Origin of the sequence: Pararhizobium gei (assembly GCF_029223885.1) — a bacterium.
GTDB classification, from domain to species: domain Bacteria; phylum Pseudomonadota; class Alphaproteobacteria; order Rhizobiales; family Rhizobiaceae; genus Pararhizobium; species Pararhizobium gei.
In genome coordinates, this window is the sequence record NZ_CP119409.1 from 20,919 (window position 1) to 45,786 (window position 24,868).

Genomic DNA, 24,868 nt, shown 5'->3' on the forward strand with positions numbered 1-24,868 from the left:
CGTTCAAATTTCCTTGATCCTAAAGGATTGAGCATTCTAGCTGAGGCGGTTGAACAAGGTCAGTGAAAATTTCTCCCTTTTGGCATGACTTGCGCCGTCTCAACGATTGTCTGCTCGTCCCGTCTGACGAGCGGCATCCGATCTTGTGGAAGGAGGTTTCGCTTCTGCCGGTGATCGCCGGTGGGCCGCAACACTTCGTCGGATCGTGCGTTGGCGCCGAAGCCGCGCGCTTCCTTCTGCAGGATACCGAGCATGCCGGTCATGTCCTCGATATGGCTGACCACCACATGAATCACCCCGCTTTCACTCTGTAACCGTCCGTTAATCTTGACCAGCCGAGCCCCCATGACGATAGGCCGGTATTTCTCGAACATTCTTTTCCAGACGATGGCATTGGCTACTCCGGTCTCATCCTCGATCGTCATGAAGATGACGCCTTTTGCCGTTCCGGGACGCTGGCGCACGAGTACGAGGCCGGCGACGGTGACAAACCGGCCACTTTGAACCCTGCCGAGATGCTGGTTGGTGATGATGCCCTGCTTCGAGAGCCTTTCCCTGAGGAACGATACGGGATGCGCTTTCAGGGAAAGGCTGAGATATCGATAATCGTTGATAACCTGCTCGCCCATCAGCATTTCGGGCAAAGCGACGTGCGGTTCCGCCTGAAGGTCGGCATGGTCGGCCCGGTCGAAGAGGGGCAGGCGCTCGGCTCCGCTTTTTGGGTCCAGCGCCTTGACGGCCCAGAGCGCTGCGCGCCGGTCGAGCCCAATCGAGCGGAAGGCGTCCGCATCGGCCAGCCGCTCGATAACCGCCCGGCTAAGACCCGAGCGCAGCCACAGATCCCGCACCGATCCGTAACCTTCACCCCGCCGGGCGGCAAGCTGTTCCATCTCCTTCTCATTCAGCCCTTTCACCAGTGAGAATCCCAGACGGATCGCCTTGGTCGATCTGATCACCTCGCGCATCTCCGCATGACGCGGGTGGATAGTGTTCTTGTCGAAGGCCGGCATGCCTTCGAGAGCTGAATCCCAGTTCGAAATATTGATATCGACGGGGAGAATTGTTACGCCATGTTCACGCGCATCCCGCACCAATTGGGCTGGGGGGTAAAACCCCATCGGTTGGGAATTCAGCATCGCCGCACAAAAAACATCCGGATAATAGGTTTTGAACCAGGACGAGGCATAGACGAGGGATGCGAAGGAGGCGGCATGGCTCTCGGGAAACCCATACTCGCCAAAACCTTCGATCTGGCTGAAACAGCGTTCCGCGAATGCGCGTTCATAGGGATGGCGGGGATTGTTGACCATGCCCTCGATCATGCGGGCCTTGAAATTGCTGACCTCGCCTGTTCTTCGAAATGTGGCCATGGCACGCCGCAGTTTATCGGCTTCCGCCGGGGAAAATCCGGCAGCCGTTATGGCGATCTGCATGGCCTGTTCCTGAAACAGCGGCACGCCGAGTGTGCGATGCAGAACCTCCCGCAATTCCTCGCTTGGATAGTCCACGGCATCGGGGTTCTGCCGCCGTTTCAGATAGGGATGCACCATATCGCCCTGGATGGGGCCAGGCCGAACGATCGCCACTTCGATGACCAGATCGTAGAATTTGCGCGGTCTCAGACGCGGCAGCATGCTCATTTGCGCCCGGCTTTCGATCTGGAAAACGCCGATCGTATCGGCGCGGCAAATCATGTCGTAAACCGCAGCCTTCTGCTCCTCATAGATTTCCGCCAGCGTCTTTGGCTCGTGGTAGTGGCTCTCAAGAAGCCGGATGGCCCGGGCAAGACAGGTGAGCATGCCGAGCGCCAGAACGTCGATCTTCAGAATATTAAGCGTATCGAGATCGTCCTTATCCCACTCGATCATGAAACGACCCTCCATTGCCGTGTTCATGATCGGCACGACCTCGTCGAGGCGATCGCGGGTAATGACGAAACCGCCGACATGCTGCGAGAGATGGCGCGGCGCACCCATCAAAAGCCCGGCATAGGTCAGCACACGCTGCGTCACCGGGTCCGCCATGTCGAGACCGGCGGCCTTGGCCTGCTCCTCTGAAAAAGACTCCGTCCACCATCCCCAGATCGAGCTCGCCAGAGCCGATTGCACGTCCTGCGAAAGCCCGAAGGCCTTGGCAACTTCCCGGCCTGCCGAACGGGCACGATAGCTGATGATCGCAGCTGCAATGCCCGCATGCTCTTTCGTGTAAGTCTCGTAGATATATTCGATTACCTCCTGCCGCCGCTCATGCTCGAAATCCACATCGATATCCGGCGGCTCGTCACGGTCTTTTGATAAAAAACGATCAAACAGAAGTTGGAATTTCTCCGGATCCACCTCGGTAATACCAAGACAGAAACAGACCGACGAATTGGCTGCAGAGCCGCGTCCCTGACAGAGAATATTCCTGCTGCGGGCGAATTTCACCAGCTTGTGAACCGTCAGAAAATAAGGTTCGTATTTCTTCTCGTGAATGAGGGAAAGTTCATAGGCGAGCTGGCGTTCCACTTTCTCCGGAATACCCTGCGGATAACGTGCGGCGGCGCCTTGGCGGACAAGCCGCACCAGGGTCTCCGCCGCCGTTTGCCCGTCTTCCGCTTCTTCCGGATATTGGTGACTCAACTCGTCGAGGCTAAAAGATAGCCGACGAAAGAACTTGCGGCTATTTTCGATGGCACCGGGATAGTCGCTGAAAATGCGTGTCATTTCAGTCGGAGTCTTCAAATGCCGCTCGGCATTTGCCTGCAGCTTGAAGCCCGCCTGCGCGATGGTGACATGCTCGCGGATCGCCGTCACCACATCGGCCAGGGGCCTATACCGCGGGTCATGATAGAGCGCATCATTGGTCGCCAGAAGCCGGACACCGGCTTTGCCCGCAACGGCTGCGCGGGCCGCAAAATCATGCTTGTCAAAACCATCGTAGCGCGGCGAAAGCCCCAGATAAAGGCGCTGTCCTGCATGTCTCTGAAGCGTGTCGAGCAACTGCTCCAACCCATCCGCCGCAATCCTTGACGTGTCTTGCATGACGACAAGCTGAAGCTCCGCCTGCCATTCGATGAGGTCGGCGAGCATAAGCGTGCACTCGCCTTTGCGCGACCGCAGGTTTCCCGTGCTGAGCAAACGGCAAAGATGTCCCCAGCCACGCCGGTTGCGCGGATAGGCGAGAATGTCGGGCGTGCCGTCAGCAAAGACCAGTCGAGCCCCTGGCTGGAATGCATAATGTTCGTATTTTGCCTTGCTATGGGCACGCACGACGCCGGCAACCGTATTGCAATCGGCAATGCCCAGACCGCCAAGGCCGATTTTCTTGGCATAAACCACCATCTCCTCGGCGGGCGAGGCCCCCTGAAGATAGGAATAATTGGTGCGGGCACCGAGTTCGAAAAAGATCGGGTTCTCTGTCATGCAAAGATCCCGTGCATGAACCATTGTGGATGAGGATTTTCGGTGTAAAACCCGTTGCGAAACAGCCAGAAGCGATAGCCGTCAGCATCTTCGACCCGGAAATAATCCCGCGTCGATGCTTTTTCCCCGTCGATCCACCATTCCGGCGCAATGCGCTCGGGACCTTCTGCCCGTTTCACCCGGTAAAGCGTCCGGCGCCATCGGAAATGTTCGGGTGCGCCGTCCGGCACCTCGGCTGCCGAAACATCCACCGGTTCCGGATGGCGAAAGAGCCGCAAAGGCCGGGCAGACGGCAAATGCGCCGTGGGTCCCAGGCGGAAAGGCTGCCGGTTTAGCGTCAACTGCGCGATGTCGCTCAAGCAGTCTAATGCTTCGGCACGCTCCGGGACATGGCTGTCCGCCAATACCGGCATCGACAGACAATGCGGGCCAAGTCGGGCAGCGACGCGATCTGCAAAGACGGCAAGCGACAGGCTCTTATCGGGCGCTCCTGAGAAATCATCCTGAATCTGGCGGAAATATTCACTTTTCAAAACGGAGAGCCGCAGGAGTTCAAATCCGAATCCTGCATCCAGCTCATCATGGACCGCCTGCAACCGCTCCCGATAGAGGTTGGCGATGCGCTCCGGATCCCGCAGAGGCGCCGATGTGGCGGCCTGAATTCGGAACACCTTGCCATCGACCCGAAAGAGCAGCAGTTCGAACAGCCGTCCGCCTTCGGCACGCTCTTCCAGGCCGTCTTTCAGCCGCCTAGCCAATTGCAAGGCAAGACCCAGAATATCCTCTTCTCCCTGAATCGGCTCCGCGAGACGCCGTTCCGCCGAGAGATCCGCAACTGGCAGGCGCGGAGACAAGGCTTCCTCCTCGAGGCCCAGCGCCTGATCGAGCCTTAAAAGCAGTTGCGGACCAAAACGCCGGGCAAGGGGGGCACGCGGCGCATGCAGGATATCGCCGACCAGCTTGAGGCCGACCCGCGCCAGCGCCTCGACCATGCCGGCAGGGAGCCGCAGGCAAGACAGCGAAAGAGGAAGCAAAACCCGTTCCGCATCATCGGGGTCTATGATCTTCTGTGCCCCGAAGCGGGCCATGGCCCAGGAAAGGCCGGCTGCGGAAGAGACAGCGCCGCGAGCCTGAATTCCCAAATGCCAAAGCCGTGAAACGAGATCGTCGAGAAGCGCTTTTTCTCCGCCATGCAAATGAGAACAGCCGGAAATATCGAGGAAAAGGCCATCGGCTCCGTCGAGCGCGACAAGCGGTGTATAGCGGTCGCACCAATCGGCCAGTCCCTCCAGAAAGCGACGATCCTTGGCCAGGTCGGCGGGGATCACGTCGATGCCCGGCAGCATGGCGCGCGCTTCGGCAATGCCCTGTCCGAGCTTCAACCATGACGTTTCGGCCAACCTGTCCAACGCGACGATCCGCATCGCATTCATGATCTGGCCTGAAAAGACGATCGGGGGATGATCAGGACGCCCTTTGGAAAGCCATTGGTTCCCCCACCGGATCCGGGCGATCCTGTCGGATGGAAGATAAGGAAAGACGAGCGACAGGATGCGATGATTCTGTCCCAGAGGTAATTGTGTTTGGGGAGAGCTGTCGAAAGCGGCGGTCATGGGCGTTCCATTCCACAAAGATATCCGAAGAAGACAGGACCCTGCTTTTTTCGGCGGTGACGGAGAAGACCGGGTTGCCGATGCTGCCGAAAAGCGCGGAACCATCAGGAAGCAGCCGGAAAGAGGAGGGCGCGGGGCGCACGAGAAGCCGGAAAGGCGCGCTGCTTGCTTCTTCCTCTCCAGCTTGGCGCAGCAGCAGAAAAGGAAGCTCGCCGGCTCGGGCACGGACATGAAGGCGACGGCTTTCACTCAACCCGAATCCTGACGGGTTTCCCCTGATTTCAAGGATCACGGCCGCAAAACCCGCAAGGTTGAGCGCTGTTTCGGCGATCCATAGAGCCTCCTCCAACGTGCGGGGATTTGCGAACAAAACCCGGCCGCAATCCAGTCCATAGGCCTGCAAACCGACGGCATAGGGATGACCGGCTTCAGAGGCCGCCATGGGTTGGCCGATCCATAGGACAGGTGACAAGGTCTCGCCTCGTTCTTGCGCAGCGCGGCAAAGCACCGCAAGGCCGAGCACGAAACCTGCTGCTGCACCCGCGTCGCGGGTTTGGCCGGCGCGGATCTCCGTAAGCCCCGCAAGCGGCAGGCCACCTCCCAGAATAAAATCCAGTTGGTCTATTCCGAGCGGCAGCACCCTGCATTTTTGGCTCTCCTGCGACTGGTTGCGGAATCCTGATTTGTCCGGCTTTCTGACCGAGCGGACCAGCCCGGGGAGATCCTCGTTTTCGATGCGTGAAATGGTATCGCGGAGCGCAGAAAGACGTTCCTGCGCCATGGCCTGATGCACCATGACGGGCTCCAATTCTCATTTGTTCCTGTTGTGTTCTTATAGATTCCAGAGGATCAAAAAAGAGTCAACGGGGAATCTCTAAGAATTTATTCCTCGCACCCATGGAACAAATTCAACTCTCGAAAAAGGCTGGTGAAATGGCTATATCCAATGGGAAAGCAAGGAGTGCCTATGGCCCGTATAGACCAGACTGACGATTGGCGTGAACGCCATGCACCGACGATCGGCACATTCGAATCCCTGGCGCAGGAGGCCTATAGCCACCTGCCGGAGGAATTCCGGTCGCTTGCCACCGGTCTGACGATCGAGATCGATGATTTTCCGGCCGAGGATGTTTTTGAGGACATGGCTCTCGAGACGCCGTTCGATCTGCTCGGTCTGTTCGAAGGGCGGGGCATTGGCGAGCGCTTCAGCATGGAAACCGGCGAATTGCCCAACCGGATCATCCTGTATCGTCGGCCAATCCTTGACTATTGGGCCGAGAACGAAGAGACGCTGGGCGATATCATCACCCATGTGCTCATTCACGAAATCGGCCATCATTTCGGCCTCTCGGACGACGACATGGAACGCATCGAGGCCGGCGTCGAACATATCGGCGGCTGAGCCGAACAAATCAGGACGGCAAGTTTTGTTTACTGCTCCGACAATTTCATGTCGGGATGATAATCCTTGCCTTCGACATCCTTGACGATGGCTTGGCCCGTCATCGGCTGGCCCGTCTGGCTGTTGAAGGAAAGGGATGGCGAGCCATGCAGAGACCAGCCCTTGTTGAGTGCATCGGTCACCCGGTGACAGAAGGCAGCATCGTCGGTGCCGGTGAGAAAACGATAGAGTTTCACGAAATCAGTCCTTTCCTACTCTGCTTGCCTTCGATGGCGTCTGCCTTTTCAGCAAGCCGCAAAGCCTGTTCGAGATGCAGGCGCTCGACCATCCGGCCATTCAGGTTGATCACGCCTTTGCCTTCATTTTCAGGGCGGTCAAAAGCCTCGATGATGCTCAGGGCTTTAGCCAGCGATGCGGCATCGATGCCGAAACACGCGTTGGCCGGACCGATCTGCGCCGGATGTATCAGCATCTTGCCATCGAAACCCATATCGCGGCCTTGGCCGCATTCGGCGTCAAAGCCGGCTTCGTCGCGAAAATCGTTGAAGACCGCGTCGATCACGTCAAGACCGCAGCTGCGCGCCGCAAGCAGGATCTGCATGAGCCAGGGCACCAGATAGGTCCGGCCGGGCAGCGCAGGCACGCCCGTCTGTTTGCGCAGATCGTTGAGACCCGGCACAAGACAATCGAGCCTTCCGCCCCGAGTACGGCCGGTTTCAGCAATCGCGGCCGCATTCAACACGCCGTGCGGCGTTTCGATCATGGCCCAGAGACGCAGGGAATCCGGCGCATCATTTTCCGAAAGAAAATCGACGACGTCCTGAATATCCTGCGGGCTTCCCACCTTGGGCATAAGGATTGCGTCAGGCAGAAGCGAAAGCGAAAGCGCCAGATCCTCTTCACCGGAGCCTGTTCGAAAGTCATTGACGCGAATCACGGCTTCGACGTCACGGCGCCGTGGCGCTGCAAAATGATCGGCGAGCATCCGGCGCGCCTCTCCTTTTCGATCCGGAGCAACAGCGTCTTCCAGATCGTAGATTACCGCATCGCAATCGAGCGACGCGATCTTTGCAAGCGCACGCGCATTGTCGGCGGGCAGGCAGAGAACCGACCGTCGCAGGCGGACGGGATGGTGATGGGCGGGTGAATTCATAAGGCTTATTTGCCCGGCTTTCGCCCTTTTCGCAAGGCAGACATGTCATCGGCAAACGGCGCATGCCGTGCCGGCCCTTGCAACGCCGCAGAGGCACTCCCACTTGAATAGCAACGAAAGGTGACGATCATGCAAAGCATTCGCTCTCTCCTGCTCACAACCGCCGGCATCGCATTGGCGCTGATGGTACTTCTCCTGACCGCCTCGCTCGGCCTTGCCCTTGCCGGTATCGCATCCGTGATCGTGATCGGCAGCGCGATTTCAGCCCGGTTGGCGCCCAAGCCCGTGCACGCGACAGTGAAGAGACATTCGGCGCGCAGCCGCGAGCCGCGTGTCTGGAACGACGGACACGGCACGATCATCGATCTGTAAGCTCAGTCAAAGCGCTTATGAGATTCTCCTTCATTTCGGCGTGAAATTGCTCTAAATGCTCACGGGAATTCCCGTTCGTCGAAATCGAAGGCTTCTTTCATGGACAAGTTTGTCAAGCTCACAGGCGTTGCCGCCCCTCTTCCCGTCGTCAATATCGACACGGACATGATCATTCCGAAGGATTACCTGAAGACGATCAAGCGCACGGGACTTGGCACGGGACTGTTCGCCGAAGCCCGATATAACGAGGATGGCACGGTCAACGAGAGCTTTGTTCTGAACAAGCCCGCCTACAAGGATGCCAAGATACTGGTCGCCGGCGATAATTTCGGCTGTGGTTCCTCGCGCGAGCACGCGCCGTGGGCGCTGCTCGATTTCGGCATCCGCTGCATCATCTCGACCTCGTTTGCCGACATTTTTTACAATAACTGTTTCAAGAACGGCATCCTGCCGGTGGTGGTCTCGCCGGAAGACCTGGAAAAGCTGATGGATGACGCCAGCCGCGGCTCGAACGCGATCCTGACGATCGACCTTGAAGCGCGGGAGATTACCGGTCCCGACGGCGGCAAGATCACCTTCGAACTCGATGAATTCAAGCGTCACTGCATGTTGAACGGCCTCGATGATATTGGCCTGACGCTGGAAAAAGCGACGGCAATCGACAGATTTGAAAAGGCCAACGCCGCTTCGCATCCCTGGGCGTGAGGCCATGCCCAGTCAGCGGAAGCTGATCTCGTCCGGCTCGCCTTTTGAAACAACGGCGGGCTATTCGCGTGCCCTTGTACAAGGCGACTGGTGCTTCGTTTCCGGCACGACCGGTTACGATTATAAAACCATGACCATGCCGGACACGGTAGAGGACCAGACCCGCAATATCCTGAAGACGATCGCGCTGGTCTTGACCGAAGCCGGGTTCTCCTTGAGGGACGTCGTGCGCAACCATTACTACGTGACCGATGCCACGTTTGCCGCACGCGTCTTCCCCATCCTGGGCGAGATTTTCGGTGATATTCGCCCGGCAGCCACCATGGTGGTCTGCGAGTTGATCCGTCCGGAAATGCTGATCGAGATCGAAGTCACCGCTTTCAGGGGCTAGTTGCCCCTGGAAAAATCCGCTCAGGCGCGACAGACCGGCCCGTGTCGCTTTCACCCGATCATAGATTATGTGCAGATACGGATCTTTTTGATCACGGGATTTCCGTAGCCGTCCTGCGCCCTGACCTTTTTGATGACGCAGTAAGGCTTGCAATCGTCGCGGTAATAGCCGGCCTGCAAGGGATTGGCGAAGACGAGAGCCGCAAGGGCAGCGATCACGATCAGGGCGAACTTTTGCATGTCGGCCTCCAAGCGCTGCGGAAGAGCCTCTCTCACCCGGCGTCATCCGACTATTCCAGAGACATGCCCTGTCTGCTGTTTCGGATGGTACAGAGATCTTTCGGCCGCCAGGCGCGAACAATTCTTTCCAGAACCGCATTTGCCTTGAACGGAAGTTGCGCTAAGAACGCGCCCAATATCTGACAGCCATTTTAAAGGACATGCCCTAATGACAGTGCGCAATCTTTTCCTTTTGCCAGGCGACGGCATCGGCCCGGAAGCCATGGCGGAAGTCCGCAAAATCATCGCCTATATGAATGCAGAAATGGCCGGCGGCTTCACGACGGATGAGGGTCTGGTCGGCGGTTCTGCCTATGATGCGCATGGCGCGGCGATCTCCGATGCGGATATGGCAAAGGCGATGGCGGCCGATGCGGTTCTGTTCGGCGCCGTAGGCGGGCCGAAATGGGATGATGTTCCCTATGAGGTGCGGCCTGAGGCTGGGCTGCTGCGCCTGCGCAAGGACATGGAATTGTTCGCCAACCTGCGTCCGGCGATCTGCTATCCGGCGCTTTCGGACGCCTCCTCGCTGAAACCCGAGCTGGTCGAGGGCCTCGACATCCTGATCGTGCGCGAACTGACCGGTGGGGTCTATTTCGGCGAGCCCAAGGAGATCATCGATCTTGGCAACGGCCAGAAGCGCGGCATCGATACGCAGGTCTACGACACCTACGAAATCGAGCGTATCGCCGGCGTCGCCTTCGAACTGGCGCGCACCCGCAGCAACCGCGTCTGCTCGATGGAAAAGCGCAATGTCATGAAATCCGGCGTGCTCTGGAACCAGGTTGTGACGGCGACGCATAAGGCGAAATATTCCGATGTCGCGCTCGATCACATGCTGGCGGACGCCGGCGGCATGCAACTCGTTCGTGCGCCAAAACAGTTCGACGTGATCGTCACCGACAACCTGTTCGGCGATATGCTGTCCGACGTTGCCGCCATGCTGACCGGCTCGCTCGGCATGCTGCCGTCGGCTTCGCTTGGCGCGCCCGACGGCAAGACCGGCAAGCGCAAGGCATTGTACGAGCCTGTACACGGTTCGGCACCGGACATTGCCGGTAAAGGCATCGCCAACCCGATCGCCATGATTGCCTCCTTTGCCATGTGCCTGCGCTACTCCTTCAACCTCGTGAAGGAAGCCGACACGCTGGAAAAGGCGATCGCCAACGTACTCGACAAGGGCATTCGTACCGGCGACATCATGGCAGACGGCGCCCGGCAGGTTGGCACCGTCGAAATGGGCGACGCGATCCTTGGCGAGTTCAAGACGCTTTCGGCTTAAGACTATCGCGCACCCGTTCGACCTTTAAGAAACGGCACCTGCATCACGCGATTCAGGTGCCGTTTCGCATGACGGGGTTGAATAATTGCCGACAGAACCACAGGTTTCAGGAGAGATGCCGCTTCGATCCCCGTCACTTCAACACCTGTGACAGATGACCGGCCGCCGCATGGACAGTCTTTCGTTCCCGTCTCCCGGCGTGTCGGATCCGCACCAGGGGGGCGCGCTGGCGGGAGAACGGACCGGCATAAGCAATCGCAGACAAGCAGGATTTTCATGAGCCGACCCTTCTCCTCCTCTCTCTGGCTGCTGCTCGCCGCCGTGCTTCTCGTGGCGGCACTTCTGCCCTTTGATGGCACCCTATCGCAACGCGCGCAGGCGCTGCCGGACGGCATCGTCGCTTTCAACAGCCGCATCACGGATTTCGGCACTTTTGCCTGGATGATTTACGGATCCGGATCCATCGTCATCATCGCCTATATCGCCAGCCGGGTCGTCATCAGCGACCGTTTTTCATCCAAGTCGAAAACGGCCTGGCGGCTTGCTCTCTATTTCCTGGTGACAATCGGCAGCGCCAGCGCGCTGGTGCATCTGGCCAAGCTGATCTTCGGGCGAGCTCGGCCGGAGTTGTTTGCCGATTATGGTCCGCACAGCCTCTCCTGGCTGGCGGGACATGAATGGGTGTATCAGAGCTTTCCCTCCGGCCATTCGGCCGCCGTGGGCGCCTTCTTCGGTGCCTTTTCCATGCTGGTGCCGCGTCTGCGCATTCTGTTCCTGCTGGGCGCGCTGACGATCGGCATCACACGGGTCGTCGTCGGTGCGCACTATCCAAGCGACGTGGCGGCCGGACTGCTGCTGGGCCTGTGGGCAGCGACCATGACCGCCTTTGCCTTTGCCGGACGCGACTGGCTCTTCCGACCGGATGAAACAGGCTGGCCACGACCCAAATCCTGACGCTGAACACAGCGAAGAGGGTGTCTCTGATCCTTTCGTCTGCTTGCCCGCGCGCAGTGTTTGTGGAACCATGCCGCCACTGCAAACGGAGGATCTAAATGTTGGAAACACTCGCCTCTCAGCTCATGGATCCGTTCCGCATAGGCTTGATTCTGTTCCTGTTCCTGACGGCGCTGCGGACGCGCGCAGCGACGGGCCTGGCAATGCCGCTGGCTTTGGGTGTCGTCTTCGTGGCAGTCCTCTTGCCGCTGACGACGGGGGCAAATGCGGTGACGGACAACGCAGCAAGGCTTTCCTTGATTGCCTTTGGCGTCGTCTCGAATGCCATTATCCTTGGCTGCTTCTTGGCGGCATGGGCAGTCTGGACCAAGGTCCGTCAATAGAAAAACTGCACCTCGCCCGACGCTGCGAGACGTCCCTGAAAAGGGATGTGCAAACCGCGGTCACGTTTTCTGCAAAACTGAGACGACAAAAAATACGACGCCGCGGCGATAACCACGGCGTCGCATCTCTTAAACGTGCTGTCTACTTGCAAAACAATCGAAACGGCAGACCGGCCCCAGGGGCCAGCCTGCGCGACACTACTTCGCGTCGTCGGCGAAGATGTCTTTCTTGTGCGTGTTGCCCGGTACGAAGATCGCCCCAATGACGACCGTCGCGGCCGCAATAATGATAGGGTACCAGAGGCCGCCATAGACGTTGCCGGTCTGTGCCGAGATGGCGAAGGCCGTTGCCGGCATCAGGCCGCCGAACCAGCCGTTGCCGATGTGGTAGGGCAACGAAAGGCCGGAGTACCGGATGCGGGTTGGGAACAGCTCGACCAGCATCGCCGCGATTGGACCGTAGACCATCGTCACGAGCAGGATCAGATAGGTCAGGATCAGGATGACCGTGATCTTCTGACCGGTAAAGATGTCGAAGAAGTGCTGGGCACGCGCGACGGTCGTGTTCGCATCTGCCGAGATCGGATAGCCCGCTGCGGTCAGCGCGTCGTTTACGCCCTTACTGAAGGCGGCCGTGGTGTTCTTGAGGTCGTCGCCCGTCAGCGTAGCCGAGTCGTAGGACGGGATGACCGTTTCGCCGACCTTGACCTGAGCAACCGTCGCCGCAGGATCTTCAACGGTCGTATAGTTCACAGACGTGCGGGCAAGCGTCGCTTTCGCGATGTCGCAGGACGAGGTGAACTTGGCCGTTCCGGTCGGATTGAACTGGAACGAGCAGTCTTCCGGCGATGCGGTGACGGTAACCGGTGTCTGGTGCGCCGCGTAGAGTGCCGGGTTTGCCGTCTGGGTAAGCAACGGGAAGACGAAGTTGTAGGTCAGTGCTGCGATCAGGCACCCTGCGAGAATGATCGGCTTGCGGCCGATACGGTCCGAAAGCGCGCCGAAGAACAGGAAACCACCGGTGCCGAGGATCAGCGACCACGCCACCAGAACGTTTGCGGTGAAGCTGTCGATCTTGATGACGTTCTGCATGAAGAACAGAGCGTAGAACTGACCCGAATACCAGACCACGGCCTGACCCGCGACAAGGCCAAACAGAGCGATCAGAGCGATCTTGCCATTCTTCCAGGTGCCAAATGCCTCGCGCAACGGAGCTTTGGAAGCGGCACCCTCTTCCTTCATCTTCTTGAAGGCCGGGGACTCGTTCATCTGCAGGCGGATGTAAAGCGAGATAGCCAGCAGGCCGATGGACGCGAGGAAGGGGATGCGCCAGCCCCACAAGTCGAACGCCTTGATCATCTTTTCCGTGCCGTCGGGGTTCATTACCACCGCGCCGGCCGCATCGAGCACCGCCGTCGGAGCCCAGTTGCCGTTGACATATCCTTGCACCGACAGGATGACGATGAGCGAGAGAAGCAGGCCCAGCGTTGCCGTGGTCTGGATGAAGGCGGTAAAATAGCCGCGTTGGTTGGCAGGGGCATGTTCTGCCACATAGACCGCCGCACCGCCATATTCACCGCCAAGCGCGAGGCCCTGCAGCATGCGCAGGATGATCAGGATGATCGGCGCCGAGACGCCCCAGTTGCTGTAGGAGGGGAGCAGACCCACGAGGAATGTCGACAGGCCCATGATGAGAATGGTCATCAGGAAGGTATATTTGCGGCCGACGATGTCACCGAGCGCGCCGAAGACGAGCGCCCCAAACGGGCGAACGATGAAGCCCGCCGCGAAGGCCAAAAGCGCGAAAACATTGCGGGTCGCTTCCGGAAAAGCAGTAAAAAACTGCGCACCGATGATCGCGGCCAGCGAACCGTAAAGATAAAAGTCGTACCATTCGAAGATGGTCCCGGCGGACGAGGCCATGATGACCTTCCGCTCCTCTCCTGTCATGGGGCGCGAGCGATCCCCCGTGTTCATCCCTGCGACTGCCATGTATGTCTCCTCCTTGTTCACCGACCTCCCGATCGGCGCCATAGTGCCATTGACGGCAAAACCGCTCCCCAAAGACACATTTTCCTCCACCTAGACGGGACAGACTAGTCGACAGGCACGAGGTGCCAAGCCCGCGATTGGTCGTAAGACCAAAGTCTCATGCGCAAGCGCTGCCTTGATCCCGTGCAGAGCAGGCGTTCTTGCCGTGATGGCGGCACCATCTTTAGAACAGGAGCTTTCATAGGGTGGCTTCGTGCAACGACGGCCGCTCATGACGCAAGATGTGTCGTGCTGCTCATGCTATCTTGACTCCGCGATAGAACCGCGTATGAGCAACAGCGGAAAAGGGACCGCACCATGCATCGTTTTGGGTATTCCATCGCTGCGTTGATCGCCCCGGCATTTGCTGCCGGGCGGGTTCGTTCATTCCCGATTTTTTCCAAAACAATGGCCAAAACGACGACGAAAACCGTCTGACGTCTCTGGCCACCGCTCTCTCCCCGGCACGGCCGGGGACCTGAAGCTTAAGCGTTGAAACGCAAGCTTCTCTTCCCACATCCCGCGGAGAGACAAGAAAGAGAGCAAAGACAATGGGTTTCAAGATTGCCATCGCAGGCGCGACCGGAAATGTCGGACGCGAAATGCTGAACATTCTCTCCGAACGCGGCTTCCCGGCCGATGAAGTCGTGGCGCTGGCATCGGCCCGCAGCCAGGGCACGGAAGTCTCGTTCGGCGACAAGACCCTGAAGGTCAGGAACCTCGAGAACTACGATTTCTCCGATACTGACATTTGCCTGATGTCGGCCGGCGGCGCCGTGTCGCTGAAGTGGTCGCCGAAGATCGGCGCGCAGGGCTGCGTCGTCATCGACAACTCGTCCGCCTGGCGTTACGATCAGGACGTGCCGCTGGTTGTCCCGGAGGTGAACCCGGATGCGATTTCCATGTTCACCCGTCGCAACATCATCGCCAATCCGAATTGCTCGACCGCTCAGCTCGTCGTCGCGCTGAAGCCGCTGCATGATTTCGCCAAGATCAAGCGTGTCGTGGTCGCCACGTACCAATCCGTGTCCGGTGCCGGCAAGGATGGCATGGACGAACTCTTCAACCAGACCCGCGCCGTCTTCGTCGCCGATCCGATGGAATCGAAGAAGTTCACCAAGCGCATCGCCTTCAACGTCATCCCGCACATCGATGTGTTCATGGAAGACGGCTACACGAAGGAAGAATGGAAGGTGATGGCCGAGACCAAGAAGATCCTCGATTCGAAAATCAAGCTCACCTGCACCGCCGTGCGCGTCCCGGTCTTCATCGGCCATTCCGAGGCGGTGAATATCGAATTCGAGAATGAAATTTCGGCTGACCAGGCCCGCGACATCCTGCGCGAAGCCCCCGGTTGCCTCGTCATCGACAAGCACGAGAACGGCGGCTACATCACGCCTTACGAGAGCGCCGGCGAAGATGCGACCTATATTTCCCGTATCCGGGAAGATGCAACCGTGGAGAACGGCCTGAATATCTGGGTGGTTTCCGACAATCTGCGCAAGGGCGCCGCCCTCAATGCCATTCAGATTGCCGAACTCCTGGTCAACCGCGGCTTGATCAAGGCAAAGAAGCAGGCCGCCTGATCAGGAAATGTAAAGTTTTAAGCAATACAAGCCTCGCAGCCGCACAGGATGCGAGGCTTGTCTCTTTAAAGGATGATCCGCCGCCATACCTCAGCGTCAGAGGATTCACGTGAAACACGGTCTTCCTAATGTAGCATCTGGATCGTGACATAATGTTCAAAGACTGGCATTTTGCCGACACAAATCAATTCGGGCACTCAGAGGTTATTCCATGCACAAGATGAAGTGCGTTCTGGCAGGTTTCACGGCAATCGTCGCAACGGCAATTTCGCCCGCAGCGACATTGGCTGCCCAATGTGGCAACACTGGAAGCGGCTTCGACGCCTGGGTACAGGACTTCAAGGGCGAAGCGGCGGGCCGGGGAATCAATCCATCGGTTCTCGACAAAGCCTTCGCAAACGTCAATTACAGCAAGGCGACGATCCGCGCCGATCGCGGCCAGAAGAGCTTCAAGCTGTCGCTCAGCCAGTTCATGCAGAAACGCGGCGGTCAGGCGATCATTTCCCGCGGCAAGAAAATGAAGGCGCAGAACGCCAAACTTTTCAGCGCCATCGAAAGCCGCTACGGCGTGCCGGCCGGACCGCTCATTGCGATCTGGGGCATGGAAACCGGTTTTGGCGGCTTCATGGGCAAGGAACATACGCTGTCTGCCGTGGCCACACTCGCCTATGACTGCCGCCGCTCGGACTATTTCACCAACCAGCTGTATGCCGCGCTCAATCTCGTTCAGCGCGGCGATCTCAGCCCTAATGCGCGTGGCGCCGCGCATGGCGAAATCGGCCAGACCCAGTTCCTGCCGGCAAACGTCCTGAAGTATGGCGTCGATGGCGACGGCAGCGGCCATGTGGATATGGTTCGCTCAAAGGCCGACGCGCTTTTCTCGACAGCCAACTTCCTGCGCGGCCACGGCTGGAGCGCCGGTGCCGGCTATCAGCAGGGCCAGGGAAACTATGGCGCAATCCAGGGATGGAACGCTGCCAGCGTTTACCAGCAGGCAATCGCGATCATCGGCGCTGAAATCGACGGCGGCTGATCTTTGTCATGCTGACACGAAAAAAATCAGCAGCTCGGGAAATCGAGCTGCTGATTTGATGTGTACAGCAATTGCCGTGAATTTCGGGTGTAGCGCACGCTTGCCCTGTGACAGACGTCACGTTCCCGGACGGATGAAATCACCGGTCTTGGCATCCATGACCCAGAGTTCGCCGGTCGAAATATCAAACCAGGACCCATGAAGCTGCAGCTTGCCGCGCTGCTCGAGTATCTGGACACAGGGAAATGTGCGAAGATTCGCGATGGAATTGCGGATCGACACACGCTCCAGGGCCCGCTGCCGCTCGGCGGTGGTCATGACGCTGTTGTTCTGAATCTGCTCGGCAGCCGGTTTCAGGAGGTTCATCCAGCGACCGATGAAATCGCCGGGCGACAGGGGCTCGGCATCGACGTCGAGCGCTGCCTTGATCCCGCCGCAGCGGCCATGGCCCATGACCACGATATCGCTTACTTTCAGCACCTGGACCGCAAATTCCAGTGCGGCCGACGTCGAGTGGTAATGACCGTCCGGCTCATAGGGCGGCATCATGTTCGCCACGTTACGAACGACAAACAGTTCCCCTGGGCCGCTATCGAAAATCGTCTCCGGGGCCGCGCGGCTGTCGCAACAGGCGATCACAAGCGTTTTCGGCTGTTGCCCCGTTTCAGCCAGCGCCTTGTAGCGCTGTTGCTGCTCGTTGAAACGTCCGCTCATAAAATTCTTGTAGCCGTTCAGCAAACGGTCCGGAAAACGCTGCATGATGTTCGATCACTCCGACTATTCGAGACACTGAAATAGGGATTGGCACATTCCCGATGGGACATACAGGATTTGTGCACTGCACGATACGGATTTCCCGCGGTGCATAAGAGTGACTTTTTCTACAGCCAATGCCGGTTGCGGATCATCGCCGCTTCTGGCCGGGATGCATCAGGCGACGCATCTGAACCATCGCCATCGGCGTTGCCATGCTCTGGGAGTCCTGTTCCAGCGTCAGCTCGTCGGCGCCACGCTTGCGCGTCCGCGCGATGATCTCGAAAACGCTGGCCGTAGCGAGCTGCAATGCTCGTTCCTCATTCAAACCTTCGAGAAGCCGAGCCAGGAACAGGGCAGACAGAAGGTCGCCGGCCCCGTTCGGCGGGTTGTCGATCTGCCGGTGCTCGGCAAGAAGCGCGTGATTGCCGGAGAGATAAAGATTGCCGATGCTGCCGGTCATCATGGGGATCGCCGACGTCACGAGCATGCGCGGCGGCCCAAGTGACAGGGCTGCCTCCAGAAGTGCTGCATTGCTTTCCAGCGGCGTGCCGCAAAGCCATGACAGTTCGAACCGATTGGGGGTGGCAAGCGACGCAAGCGGCAACAATATGTCTCGTATCGCAATTGCCGTCTCTTCCGGAACATAGAGTCCTCCAGCATCTCCAATGACCGGATCGCAGGCATAAAAGAGATTGGGGTTCCGGCCTCGCAGGACTTCGACCAGTCTCCCGATGCTCTCCGCCTGTGCGGCATTGCCGAGGTAGCCGGAAAGGACGGCGCGGACCTCGCCAATCCAGGGTGCCCGGATAATGTCGTCGATCACGCTGCTGAAGTCGTCCGGAGACACCGGCACGCGAGTCGATGGGCCGTGGCCAGGATGCCAGGGCAGAATCACAGTGGGCAAAGCCCAAACCGGATAGCCCAGCGTCTCCAGCGCAAAGACGGCGGCACGATTTCCGACCGAACCGCGAATCACATGACTTGAAATGACAATGACGGCACTTGGATTAGTCTCAGACATTGCGGGTTTCCAATGGCGGCTTTCCCAAATTGCCGATCGACATCAGGCTGTCAACTGAACCTGCAAAAGAGAAGCGACTGTACGTTCCGCTGAGGGTGACCGGTTGCGGTAGGTATAAGCGATTAAATAACAAATTTCTTCAATTCGGCATTAAAATCCGTGAATCCATTCTCAAACAGCGTCAAAATGATCACGAAGCCGGCCAAAAGCCGGTCGCTTATCGATATTCTTCTGTTAGGTTCGGCAAGACAGCAATGTGGGGAGAGACAGTCATGGGCACGAAATATAACCCGAAACGGGACCGCCATTTCGACACGGTGAACGACGCCGGCAAAGCGCTCGGCCTCGACATGCTCTCACCCGAACTCCTTTTTAAAAGGGCCAGCCACGACGACCTTGATCACTATACGCCTGACATGCTGGCACGGACCGCCGCATATGCTTTGACCGCGGTAAATCGCAAAGAAAGCCAGCACCTGTCGGTGGTCGTGGAAACAATCGAAGGTGTGGAGCCCTCCGGAGCGGAGGTTTCGGTCCTCTGCGTTACCGACCGCAATATGCCCTTCCTCTACGATTCGATCATGGGGGAGGTGACCAGCACCCACCGGGACATTCATCTGGCAATTCATCCCATTCTGGTTTTGGAGAAGGGCAAACCGGCTAAGCTCTTCGACCCCGAAGAACAAAGCGATCCCGCCACGCGGTTCAGCCATATCCAGATCCACCTTTCGAAACTAAGCCAGGTTGAAGCAGACGATCTGGAACAGCGGATTTCGAACGTCCTTGCCCAGGTGCATCAGGCGGTGGGAGACTGGCCTTCGATGACCGTGCTGCTTGACGAGGCGATGAATGAGCTGGAGAACCATGCCCCGTCGCGCAGGAAAGGTGACCAGGACGAGGCTTTAGCCTTCCTTCGCTGGTTGCGCGACAACAACTTCACCTTTCTTGGCATGCGCGAATATACCTATTCGGGCAAGGGAAAGAATGCCGTCGTCGAACGCGGCAGCGGCACCGGGCTCGGCATTCTGTCCAATCCCGACGTCCGGGTGCTGCGGCAGGGCAAGGACGCCGTCCTGACCACACCGGAAATCCTTGCCTTCCTCGACGGGCCGGACTTCCTGATCGTCACTAAGGCCAACGTCAAATCCGTCGTGCATCGGCGTGCCTATATGGATTATATCGGTGTCAAGCGCTTCGACGCAAATGGCATGGTAACCGGCGAGCTGCGCATCGTCGGCCTGTTCACATCCAGTGCCTATACCCGCCCGGCAGCGGAAATCCCGCTGCTGCGCTTCAAGGTCGCAAAGATCGTCGATCATTTCGGATATGACCCGCAGAGCCATTCCGGCAAAATGCTGATGAACACGCTGGAATCCTACCCTCGGGACGATCTGTTCCAGATCGATATCGGTCTTCTGGCAAGCTTCTGCGAGCAGATAAACGAGTTGGGAGACCGGCCGCGCGTGCGTGTCCTGCCGCGCATCGATCACTTCGATCGCTTCGTATCCGTCATTGTCTACGTTCCCCGCGAACAGTATGACTCGGATGTCCGCGAAAAGATCGGCACCTATCTGAAAACCGTCTATGAGGGACGGGTGTCTGCCTATTATCCGGCTTTCCCGGAAGGCGGGTTGGCCCGCGTACACTTCATCATCGGCCGCTCTGTCGGAAAAACACCCCGTGTCGCGCAAGCGAAACTGGAAGAAGCGGTGCGCGATATCGCCACCCGCTGGATCGACCGCTTCAATCTGCTGGCGCGTCAGAAAGGCATCGATCTCACCGTCAGCCAGGCCTATCAGGCCGCCTTCACGCCAATGGAGGCCTATGGCGACCTGGACGATATCGCTGCCTGCAGCAGCAGCGATCCGATCCGCATCGCCTTTTACCAGAAGCCGGGCAAAACGCCGCAATCCATGGAATTGAAAATTTTCCATGCCGACGAGCCGGTCTCCCTGTCCCACCGGGTGCCTCTGCTCGAGAATCTTGGCTTTCGCGTCATCAGCGAACAGACCCATGACATCGTCGTCAACGGCAAGGACAGCCAGCGCCTGGTCGTGCTGCACGATATGGAACTCATCCATCGCGATGGCCATGCCCTCGTTCTTGAAAAGTCCGGACCTATGCTGGAGGAGGCTTATCTCGCGGCCTGGAACGGGCTGACAGAGGACGACAGCTTCAACAGGCTGATCCTTCTTGCCAATCTGACAGCGCGGGAAGTCACGGTATTGCGTGCCTATGCCCGCTATCTGCGCCAGACCGGTATCACCTATTCACAAGGCTATATCGCCGACACACTCGGCAAATATCCGGCGGTTGCCGCCAACATTTTCCGGCTGTTCGTGACGGGCATGGATCCCGACATGGAGGAGAAGCGGAAGACGAGAAAGATAGCAGCGCTCAGGAGCACGATCGAGCAGGCTTTGAACGACGTTCCAAGCCTCGACGAGGACCGCATTCTGCGTCGCTATGTCAACGTCATCGAGGCGACGCTCCGGACCAACTATTTCCAGCGGGATGCAAACGGCCAGCCGAAGGCAATGCTGGCCTTCAAGCTCGATCCGAAACGGCTGGAAGGACTGCCGGAACCTCGGCCCTTCCGGGAAATTTTCGTTTACGGCACCGAAGTCGAAGGCGTACATCTGCGTTTCGGCAAGGTAGCCCGTGGCGGCCTGCGCTGGTCGGACCGGGCACAGGACTATCGAACCGAAGTGCTTGGCCTCGTTAAAGCCCAGCAGGTCAAGAACGCTGTCATTGTTCCCGTGGGCGCAAAGGGTGGCTTCTACCCGAAACAATTGCCGGTCGGCGGCACGCGTGACGAAATCTTCAGGATCGGAACCGAGGCCTACAAGACCTTTATCCGCACGATGCTCTCGATCACGGACAATATCGTCGGCCCGGACATTGTGCCGCCGGAGAATACGTTGAGGCTGGACGGCGACGATCCCTATTTCGTCGTTGCCGCCGACAAGGGGACTGCCACCTTCTCCGACACGGCCAATGCCCTGGCGCAGGAAGCCGGCTTCTGGCTGGACGACGCCTTCGCATCGGGCGGGTCCGCAGGCTATGACCATAAGAAGATGGGAATTACCGCCCGCGGTGCCTGGGAGACCGTCAAGCGGCACTTCCGCGAGATGGACATCGACATCCAGACCACGCCTTTCAGCGTTGTCGGTGTCGGCGACATGTCGGGTGACGTATTCGGGAACGGTATGCTGCTTTCCGAAAAGATCCGGCTTATAGCCGCCTTCGACCACCGGGACATTTTCATAGACCCTGAGCCGGATACCGAGCGCTCTTTTGCAGAGCGCAAGCGGATGTTCGATCTGCCGCGCTCCAGCTGGCAGGATTACGACCGCTCGGCCCTTTCCGCCGGCGGGATGATCATTCCACGCAGCGAAAAGTCTGTATCGCTGACACCACAGGCCATGCAGGCGATCGGCATGGAAAAAAGCCAGGCGACACCGTTCGAGATCATGACGGCGATCCTGAAACATCCGGTCGATCTGCTGTGGTTCGGCGGCATCGGAACCTATGTGCGCGGCCCGAGCGAAACGGACGCGGATGTCGGTGACCGCGCCAATGATCCCATCCGGATCACGGCGGAAGAGGTCGGCGCCAGGGTAATCGGCGAGGGAGCCAATCTGGGCGTGACCCAGCGCGGCCGCATCGCTTTCGGCCTGAAGGGCGGCCGATGCAATTCGGATGCCATCGACAATTCGGCCGGCGTCAATTCCTCAGACTTTGAGGTCAACATCAAGATTGCGTTGGCGTCCGCCATGCGGGATGATCGCTTGACGCGCGCCAAGCGCAACACCCTTCTCGCCTCCATGACCGACGAGGTGGCGGCGCTTGTCCTGCGCAATAACTACGAGCAGTCACTGTCCATTTCGCTGACGGAAATGCTGGGGGCCGGCAACCGGACCAGTCTGGCGCGCCTCATGACGCGGCTGGAAGCAGACGGGCATCTCAACCGCAAGGTGGAAGTCCTGCCTACCAATGCGGCATTGAGCGAACGCTACCAGAGCGGAAAGGCTCTGACGCGCGCGGAAATCGGCGTTCTGCTGTCTTATGCCAAAATCGTTCTATTTGACGAGATCGTTGCGAGCGAGCTGCCGGACGATCCCTATCTGCAAACGACATTGCGCGATTATTTTCCCCAAAAGATGCACAAGGCTCATGCCGACGATATCGAAACGCATCGGCTGCGTCGCGAAATCATCGCGACCGCGCTCGCCAATGACGTGATCAACCGTGGCGGCCCGGCATTCGTTTCCTCCCTCATAGACCAGACCGGCTTCATGCCGGCGGATGTGGTGAAGGCCGCTATTCTGGCCCGCGACGGTTATGATTTGATACGCGTCCAGCACGAGATCGATGCTCTCGACACGGTTATCAGCGGAGCGGTGCAAAATGAGCTTTATCGGGAAACCGCACGCGTCTTCGCCATTGTCACCGAAAGGGCGCTGCGGACGAAGGCAACAGCAGGCTCTCTTGGCGAAGCGGTCACTCTGCTGCGTCAGGCTCTGGCAAAGCTGAAGCCAGCCTTGAAATCCGCCCTCCCGGACGACGCAGCCGAGCAGGCCCGGCAAAAGACGGCCTATTACATCGAAAAAGGTGTGCCGCAAGCTTTGGCGGAAGAGGTCGCGGGGCTGTTTCTGATGATGGTGGTTCCGGAGATCATGCAGATTTCTAACGATACGGGCGTCACCTTGGCGCGCACGGCGCTAAGTTATTTCAACGTGACGCAAAACCTGCGCATCGCCAGCCTGCTTGCGGCCGCCGAGCGCGTTTCTGCAACGGAACAGTACGAAGCAATGGCCCTGTCACGCAGCATCGGCGATATTGCCAACGCACGGCGCGACATCACCATCGCTGCCTTGGCGGACCAGAAATCGGAAAAGAACCCTGTCCTTGCCTGGCAGGACAGTGACCGTGGTCGTGTCGATCGCATTGTCGATCAGCTGGCGCAACTGACGGAGAAAGGTGAGACGACGCTTGCCAAAATCACCGTGGCCGCCGGCCTGCTCAGCGATCTTGCACAGAACAGGGCGAGGTGACACTGTCGGCCGCAGACGATGAGCAGGGGACTAACGTGAGCAGCATTGCAAGGCCCGGCGATGAGCCGAAACTTCGGCGCCGCGGCCTTTGGGGATGGATGTTGTTCGACTGGGCGGCGCAACCGTTCTTCACGGTTGTCATCACCTTCATCTTCGGCCCCTATTTCGTGTCGCGATTGACGGACGATCCGGTGCACGGGCAGGCGATGTGGGGCTATACGATCACCATCGCCGGCTTTATCATTGCGGTGCTGTCGCCGGTCCTCGGCTCGATTGCCGACCAGACCGGCAGGCGAAAACCCTGGATCGGCGTCTTTGCGGTCATCAAGATCACGGCACTGCTGCTGCTGTGGTACGCAGTGCCCGGGTCGCCGCTGATCTATCCGTTCATCCTCATTGTTCTCGCGTCCGTCGCAGCGGAATTCTCCATCGTTTTCAACGATTCGATGATGCCGCGGCTGGTCAGCGAAAGCCAGATCGGACGGATTTCAAACATCGCTTGGGGTCTGGGTTATCTGGGCGGCATGATCGTGCTGATCTCGGTTGTGGGGCTGCTGGCGGCAGACCCGGAATCCGGCAAAACAATTCTCGGCCTCGACCCGCTGTTTGGCCTGAACCCCCTCACTGGCGATGACGCGCGCGTCACCGGCCCGATCGCGGGCCTCTGGTACCTCGTCTTTATTCTTCCAATGTTTCTCTTCACTCCGGACGCACCCCATGTCCCGTTAAAGGCCGCCGCTGCAGTCAGAACCGGATTGACGGAACTATGGAGAACCATTGCGGAATTGAAGGAACGGACGGGCCTGTTGAAATTCCTCATCGCCCGGATGATTTTCCAGGATGGCGTCAACGGGCTTTTGGCGCTCGGGGGAACCTTTGCCGCCGGCATGTTTGCCTGGCAGACGGTCGAACTCGGTGTCTACGGCATCATTCTCAATGTGGTTGCAATCGGCGGCTGCCTTGTTGCTGGCGGTCTCGACAGCCGTCTGGGCTCAAAGACGATCATCCTCGCAAGTTTGATCTGCTTGACCATCGCCTTGCTCGGGATAGTTTCGACCGGGCCTGGTTATACCCTGTTCGGTCTGCTCCAGCTTTCCCCTGCCGACAGTGGCGGTCTTTTCGGCACGGCCGCGGAAAAGGCCTATATCCTGTTCGGGCTTCTCGTCGGCATCGCCTTCGGACCGGTGCAGGCCTCGTCGCGATCCTACCTTGCCCGAAGCGTCAGCCCCGAGGAAGCGGGCCGCTTTTTCGGGCTCTATGCCTTGTCCGGTCGCGCGACGTCATTTCTGGCGCCGGCCGCAGTCGCGACCGTTACCCTTGCGACGGGATCTGCACGCCTCGGCATGGCGACACTGGTGGTCTTTCTTGCAGTAGGATTGCTTATCCTTCTAAAGATACCTTATCCGGCAAACAAAAGCCGGTAGAACCCGCCAAATGCGGGTTCCGC

At 58.7% G+C, this 24,868-nt stretch carries 20 protein-coding genes; 11 read left to right on the top strand and 9 right to left on the bottom strand.

From position 1 onward, the window contains the following. Nucleotides 1-59 precede the first annotated feature (59 nt). The 3 genes from PY308_RS00120 to PY308_RS00130 are packed head-to-tail and all read right to left on the bottom strand — an operon-like array spanning nucleotide 60 to nucleotide 5,813. On the bottom strand, nucleotides 60-3,404 hold the full coding sequence (locus tag PY308_RS00120; protein WP_275786660.1) for an error-prone DNA polymerase: 3,345 nt from the start codon (nucleotides 3,402-3,404) through the stop codon (nucleotides 60-62). Further along, nucleotides 3,401-4,828: a Y-family DNA polymerase gene (locus PY308_RS00125; protein WP_275791233.1), complete on the bottom strand. Its 1,428-nt coding sequence runs from the start codon at nucleotides 4,826-4,828 to the stop codon at nucleotides 3,401-3,403. The genes PY308_RS00120 and PY308_RS00125 overlap by 4 nt, the downstream gene beginning before the upstream one ends. Nucleotides 4,829-4,868: 40 nt before the next feature. After that, complete coding sequence (locus PY308_RS00130) at nucleotides 4,869-5,813, bottom strand: ImuA family protein (protein WP_275786662.1); 945 nt, start codon at nucleotides 5,811-5,813, stop codon at nucleotides 4,869-4,871. 171 nt (nucleotides 5,814-5,984) lie between these two features. Between PY308_RS00130 and PY308_RS00135 the strand changes: the two genes are divergently transcribed. Beyond that, nucleotides 5,985-6,419 carry a metallopeptidase family protein gene (locus PY308_RS00135; RefSeq protein ID WP_275786664.1) on the top strand — a complete coding sequence of 145 codons (435 nt, stop codon included), beginning with the start codon at nucleotides 5,985-5,987 and terminating at the stop codon, nucleotides 6,417-6,419. Nucleotides 6,420-6,448: 29 nt separating this feature from the next. Here the strand turns inward: PY308_RS00135 and PY308_RS00140 are convergent, their stop codons facing one another. Both PY308_RS00140 and PY308_RS00145 read right to left on the bottom strand, forming a co-directional pair. After that, nucleotides 6,449-6,655, bottom strand: a complete 207-nt coding sequence (locus tag PY308_RS00140; protein WP_275786666.1) for a DUF1737 domain-containing protein — start codon at nucleotides 6,653-6,655, stop codon at nucleotides 6,449-6,451. After that, a complete protein-coding gene (locus PY308_RS00145; RefSeq protein ID WP_275786668.1) occupies nucleotides 6,652-7,572 on the bottom strand; it encodes an HpcH/HpaI aldolase/citrate lyase family protein in 921 nt (306 codons plus the stop codon). The genes PY308_RS00140 and PY308_RS00145 overlap by 4 nt, the downstream gene beginning before the upstream one ends. A 129-nt stretch (nucleotides 7,573-7,701) precedes the next feature. Between PY308_RS00145 and PY308_RS00150 the strand changes: the two genes are divergently transcribed. The 3 genes from PY308_RS00150 to PY308_RS00160 all read left to right on the top strand — a co-directional run bounded on the left by PY308_RS00150 (nucleotide 7,702) and on the right by PY308_RS00160 (nucleotide 9,040). After that, complete coding sequence (locus PY308_RS00150; protein WP_275786670.1) at nucleotides 7,702-7,944, top strand: hypothetical protein; 243 nt, start codon at nucleotides 7,702-7,704, stop codon at nucleotides 7,942-7,944. A gap of 99 nt (nucleotides 7,945-8,043) precedes the next feature. Further along, complete coding sequence (gene leuD, locus PY308_RS00155) at nucleotides 8,044-8,649, top strand: 3-isopropylmalate dehydratase small subunit (RefSeq protein ID WP_275786671.1); 606 nt, start codon at nucleotides 8,044-8,046, stop codon at nucleotides 8,647-8,649. Between the two features lie 4 nt (nucleotides 8,650-8,653). Further along, nucleotides 8,654-9,040: a RidA family protein gene (locus tag PY308_RS00160; protein ID WP_275786673.1), complete on the top strand. Its 387-nt coding sequence runs from the start codon at nucleotides 8,654-8,656 to the stop codon at nucleotides 9,038-9,040. A gap of 65 nt (nucleotides 9,041-9,105) precedes the next feature. Here PY308_RS00160 and PY308_RS00165 read toward each other — a convergent pair whose 3' ends face one another. Then, entirely contained in the window at nucleotides 9,106-9,279 is a 174-nt protein-coding gene (locus tag PY308_RS00165; RefSeq protein ID WP_275786675.1) for a hypothetical protein, read from the bottom strand. Nucleotides 9,280-9,487: 208 nt separating this feature from the next. On the opposite strand from PY308_RS00165, the gene leuB reads away from it, so the two are divergent. The 3 genes from leuB to PY308_RS00180 all read left to right on the top strand — a co-directional run bounded on the left by leuB (nucleotide 9,488) and on the right by PY308_RS00180 (nucleotide 11,937). After that, nucleotides 9,488-10,600, top strand: a complete 1,113-nt coding sequence (gene leuB, locus PY308_RS00170) for a 3-isopropylmalate dehydrogenase (protein WP_275786677.1) — start codon at nucleotides 9,488-9,490, stop codon at nucleotides 10,598-10,600. Nucleotides 10,601-10,876: 276 nt separating this feature from the next. Continuing rightward, entirely contained in the window at nucleotides 10,877-11,554 is a 678-nt protein-coding gene (locus PY308_RS00175; protein WP_275786679.1) for a phosphatase PAP2 family protein, read from the top strand. Nucleotides 11,555-11,652: 98 nt separating this feature from the next. After that, complete coding sequence (locus PY308_RS00180) at nucleotides 11,653-11,937, top strand: hypothetical protein (protein WP_275786681.1); 285 nt, start codon at nucleotides 11,653-11,655, stop codon at nucleotides 11,935-11,937. Nucleotides 11,938-12,135: 198 nt separating this feature from the next. Here PY308_RS00180 and PY308_RS00185 read toward each other — a convergent pair whose 3' ends face one another. Next, nucleotides 12,136-13,887 carry an MFS transporter gene (locus PY308_RS00185; RefSeq protein ID WP_275791234.1) on the bottom strand — a complete coding sequence of 584 codons (1,752 nt, stop codon included), beginning with the start codon at nucleotides 13,885-13,887 and terminating at the stop codon, nucleotides 12,136-12,138. Between the two features lie 632 nt (nucleotides 13,888-14,519). Between PY308_RS00185 and PY308_RS00190 the strand changes: the two genes are divergently transcribed. Together PY308_RS00190 and PY308_RS00195 are read left to right on the top strand one after the other, a co-directional pair. Further along, a complete protein-coding gene (locus tag PY308_RS00190) occupies nucleotides 14,520-15,554 on the top strand; it encodes an aspartate-semialdehyde dehydrogenase (RefSeq protein ID WP_275786683.1) in 1,035 nt (344 codons plus the stop codon). Nucleotides 15,555-15,765: 211 nt separating this feature from the next. Beyond that, nucleotides 15,766-16,587, top strand: a complete 822-nt coding sequence (locus PY308_RS00195; protein ID WP_275786685.1) for a lytic murein transglycosylase — start codon at nucleotides 15,766-15,768, stop codon at nucleotides 16,585-16,587. Between the two features lie 117 nt (nucleotides 16,588-16,704). Here PY308_RS00195 and PY308_RS00200 read toward each other — a convergent pair whose 3' ends face one another. Together PY308_RS00200 and pdxY are read right to left on the bottom strand one after the other, a co-directional pair. Continuing rightward, nucleotides 16,705-17,346 carry a carbonic anhydrase gene (locus tag PY308_RS00200; protein ID WP_275786687.1) on the bottom strand — a complete coding sequence of 214 codons (642 nt, stop codon included), beginning with the start codon at nucleotides 17,344-17,346 and terminating at the stop codon, nucleotides 16,705-16,707. Nucleotides 17,347-17,491: 145 nt separating this feature from the next. Continuing rightward, nucleotides 17,492-18,364 (bottom strand): pyridoxal kinase PdxY, encoded by an 873-nt coding sequence (gene pdxY / locus PY308_RS00205; RefSeq protein ID WP_275786688.1) that lies wholly within the window; start codon nucleotides 18,362-18,364, stop codon nucleotides 17,492-17,494. A 272-nt stretch (nucleotides 18,365-18,636) separates the two neighbouring features. Between pdxY and PY308_RS00210 the strand changes: the two genes are divergently transcribed. Both PY308_RS00210 and PY308_RS00215 read left to right on the top strand, forming a co-directional pair. Continuing rightward, entirely contained in the window at nucleotides 18,637-23,421 is a 4,785-nt protein-coding gene (locus PY308_RS00210) for an NAD-glutamate dehydrogenase (protein WP_275786690.1), read from the top strand. Nucleotides 23,422-23,456: 35 nt separating this feature from the next. Then, complete coding sequence (locus PY308_RS00215; RefSeq protein WP_275786692.1) at nucleotides 23,457-24,845, top strand: MFS transporter; 1,389 nt, start codon at nucleotides 23,457-23,459, stop codon at nucleotides 24,843-24,845. Nucleotides 24,846-24,868: the final 23 nt, after the last annotated feature.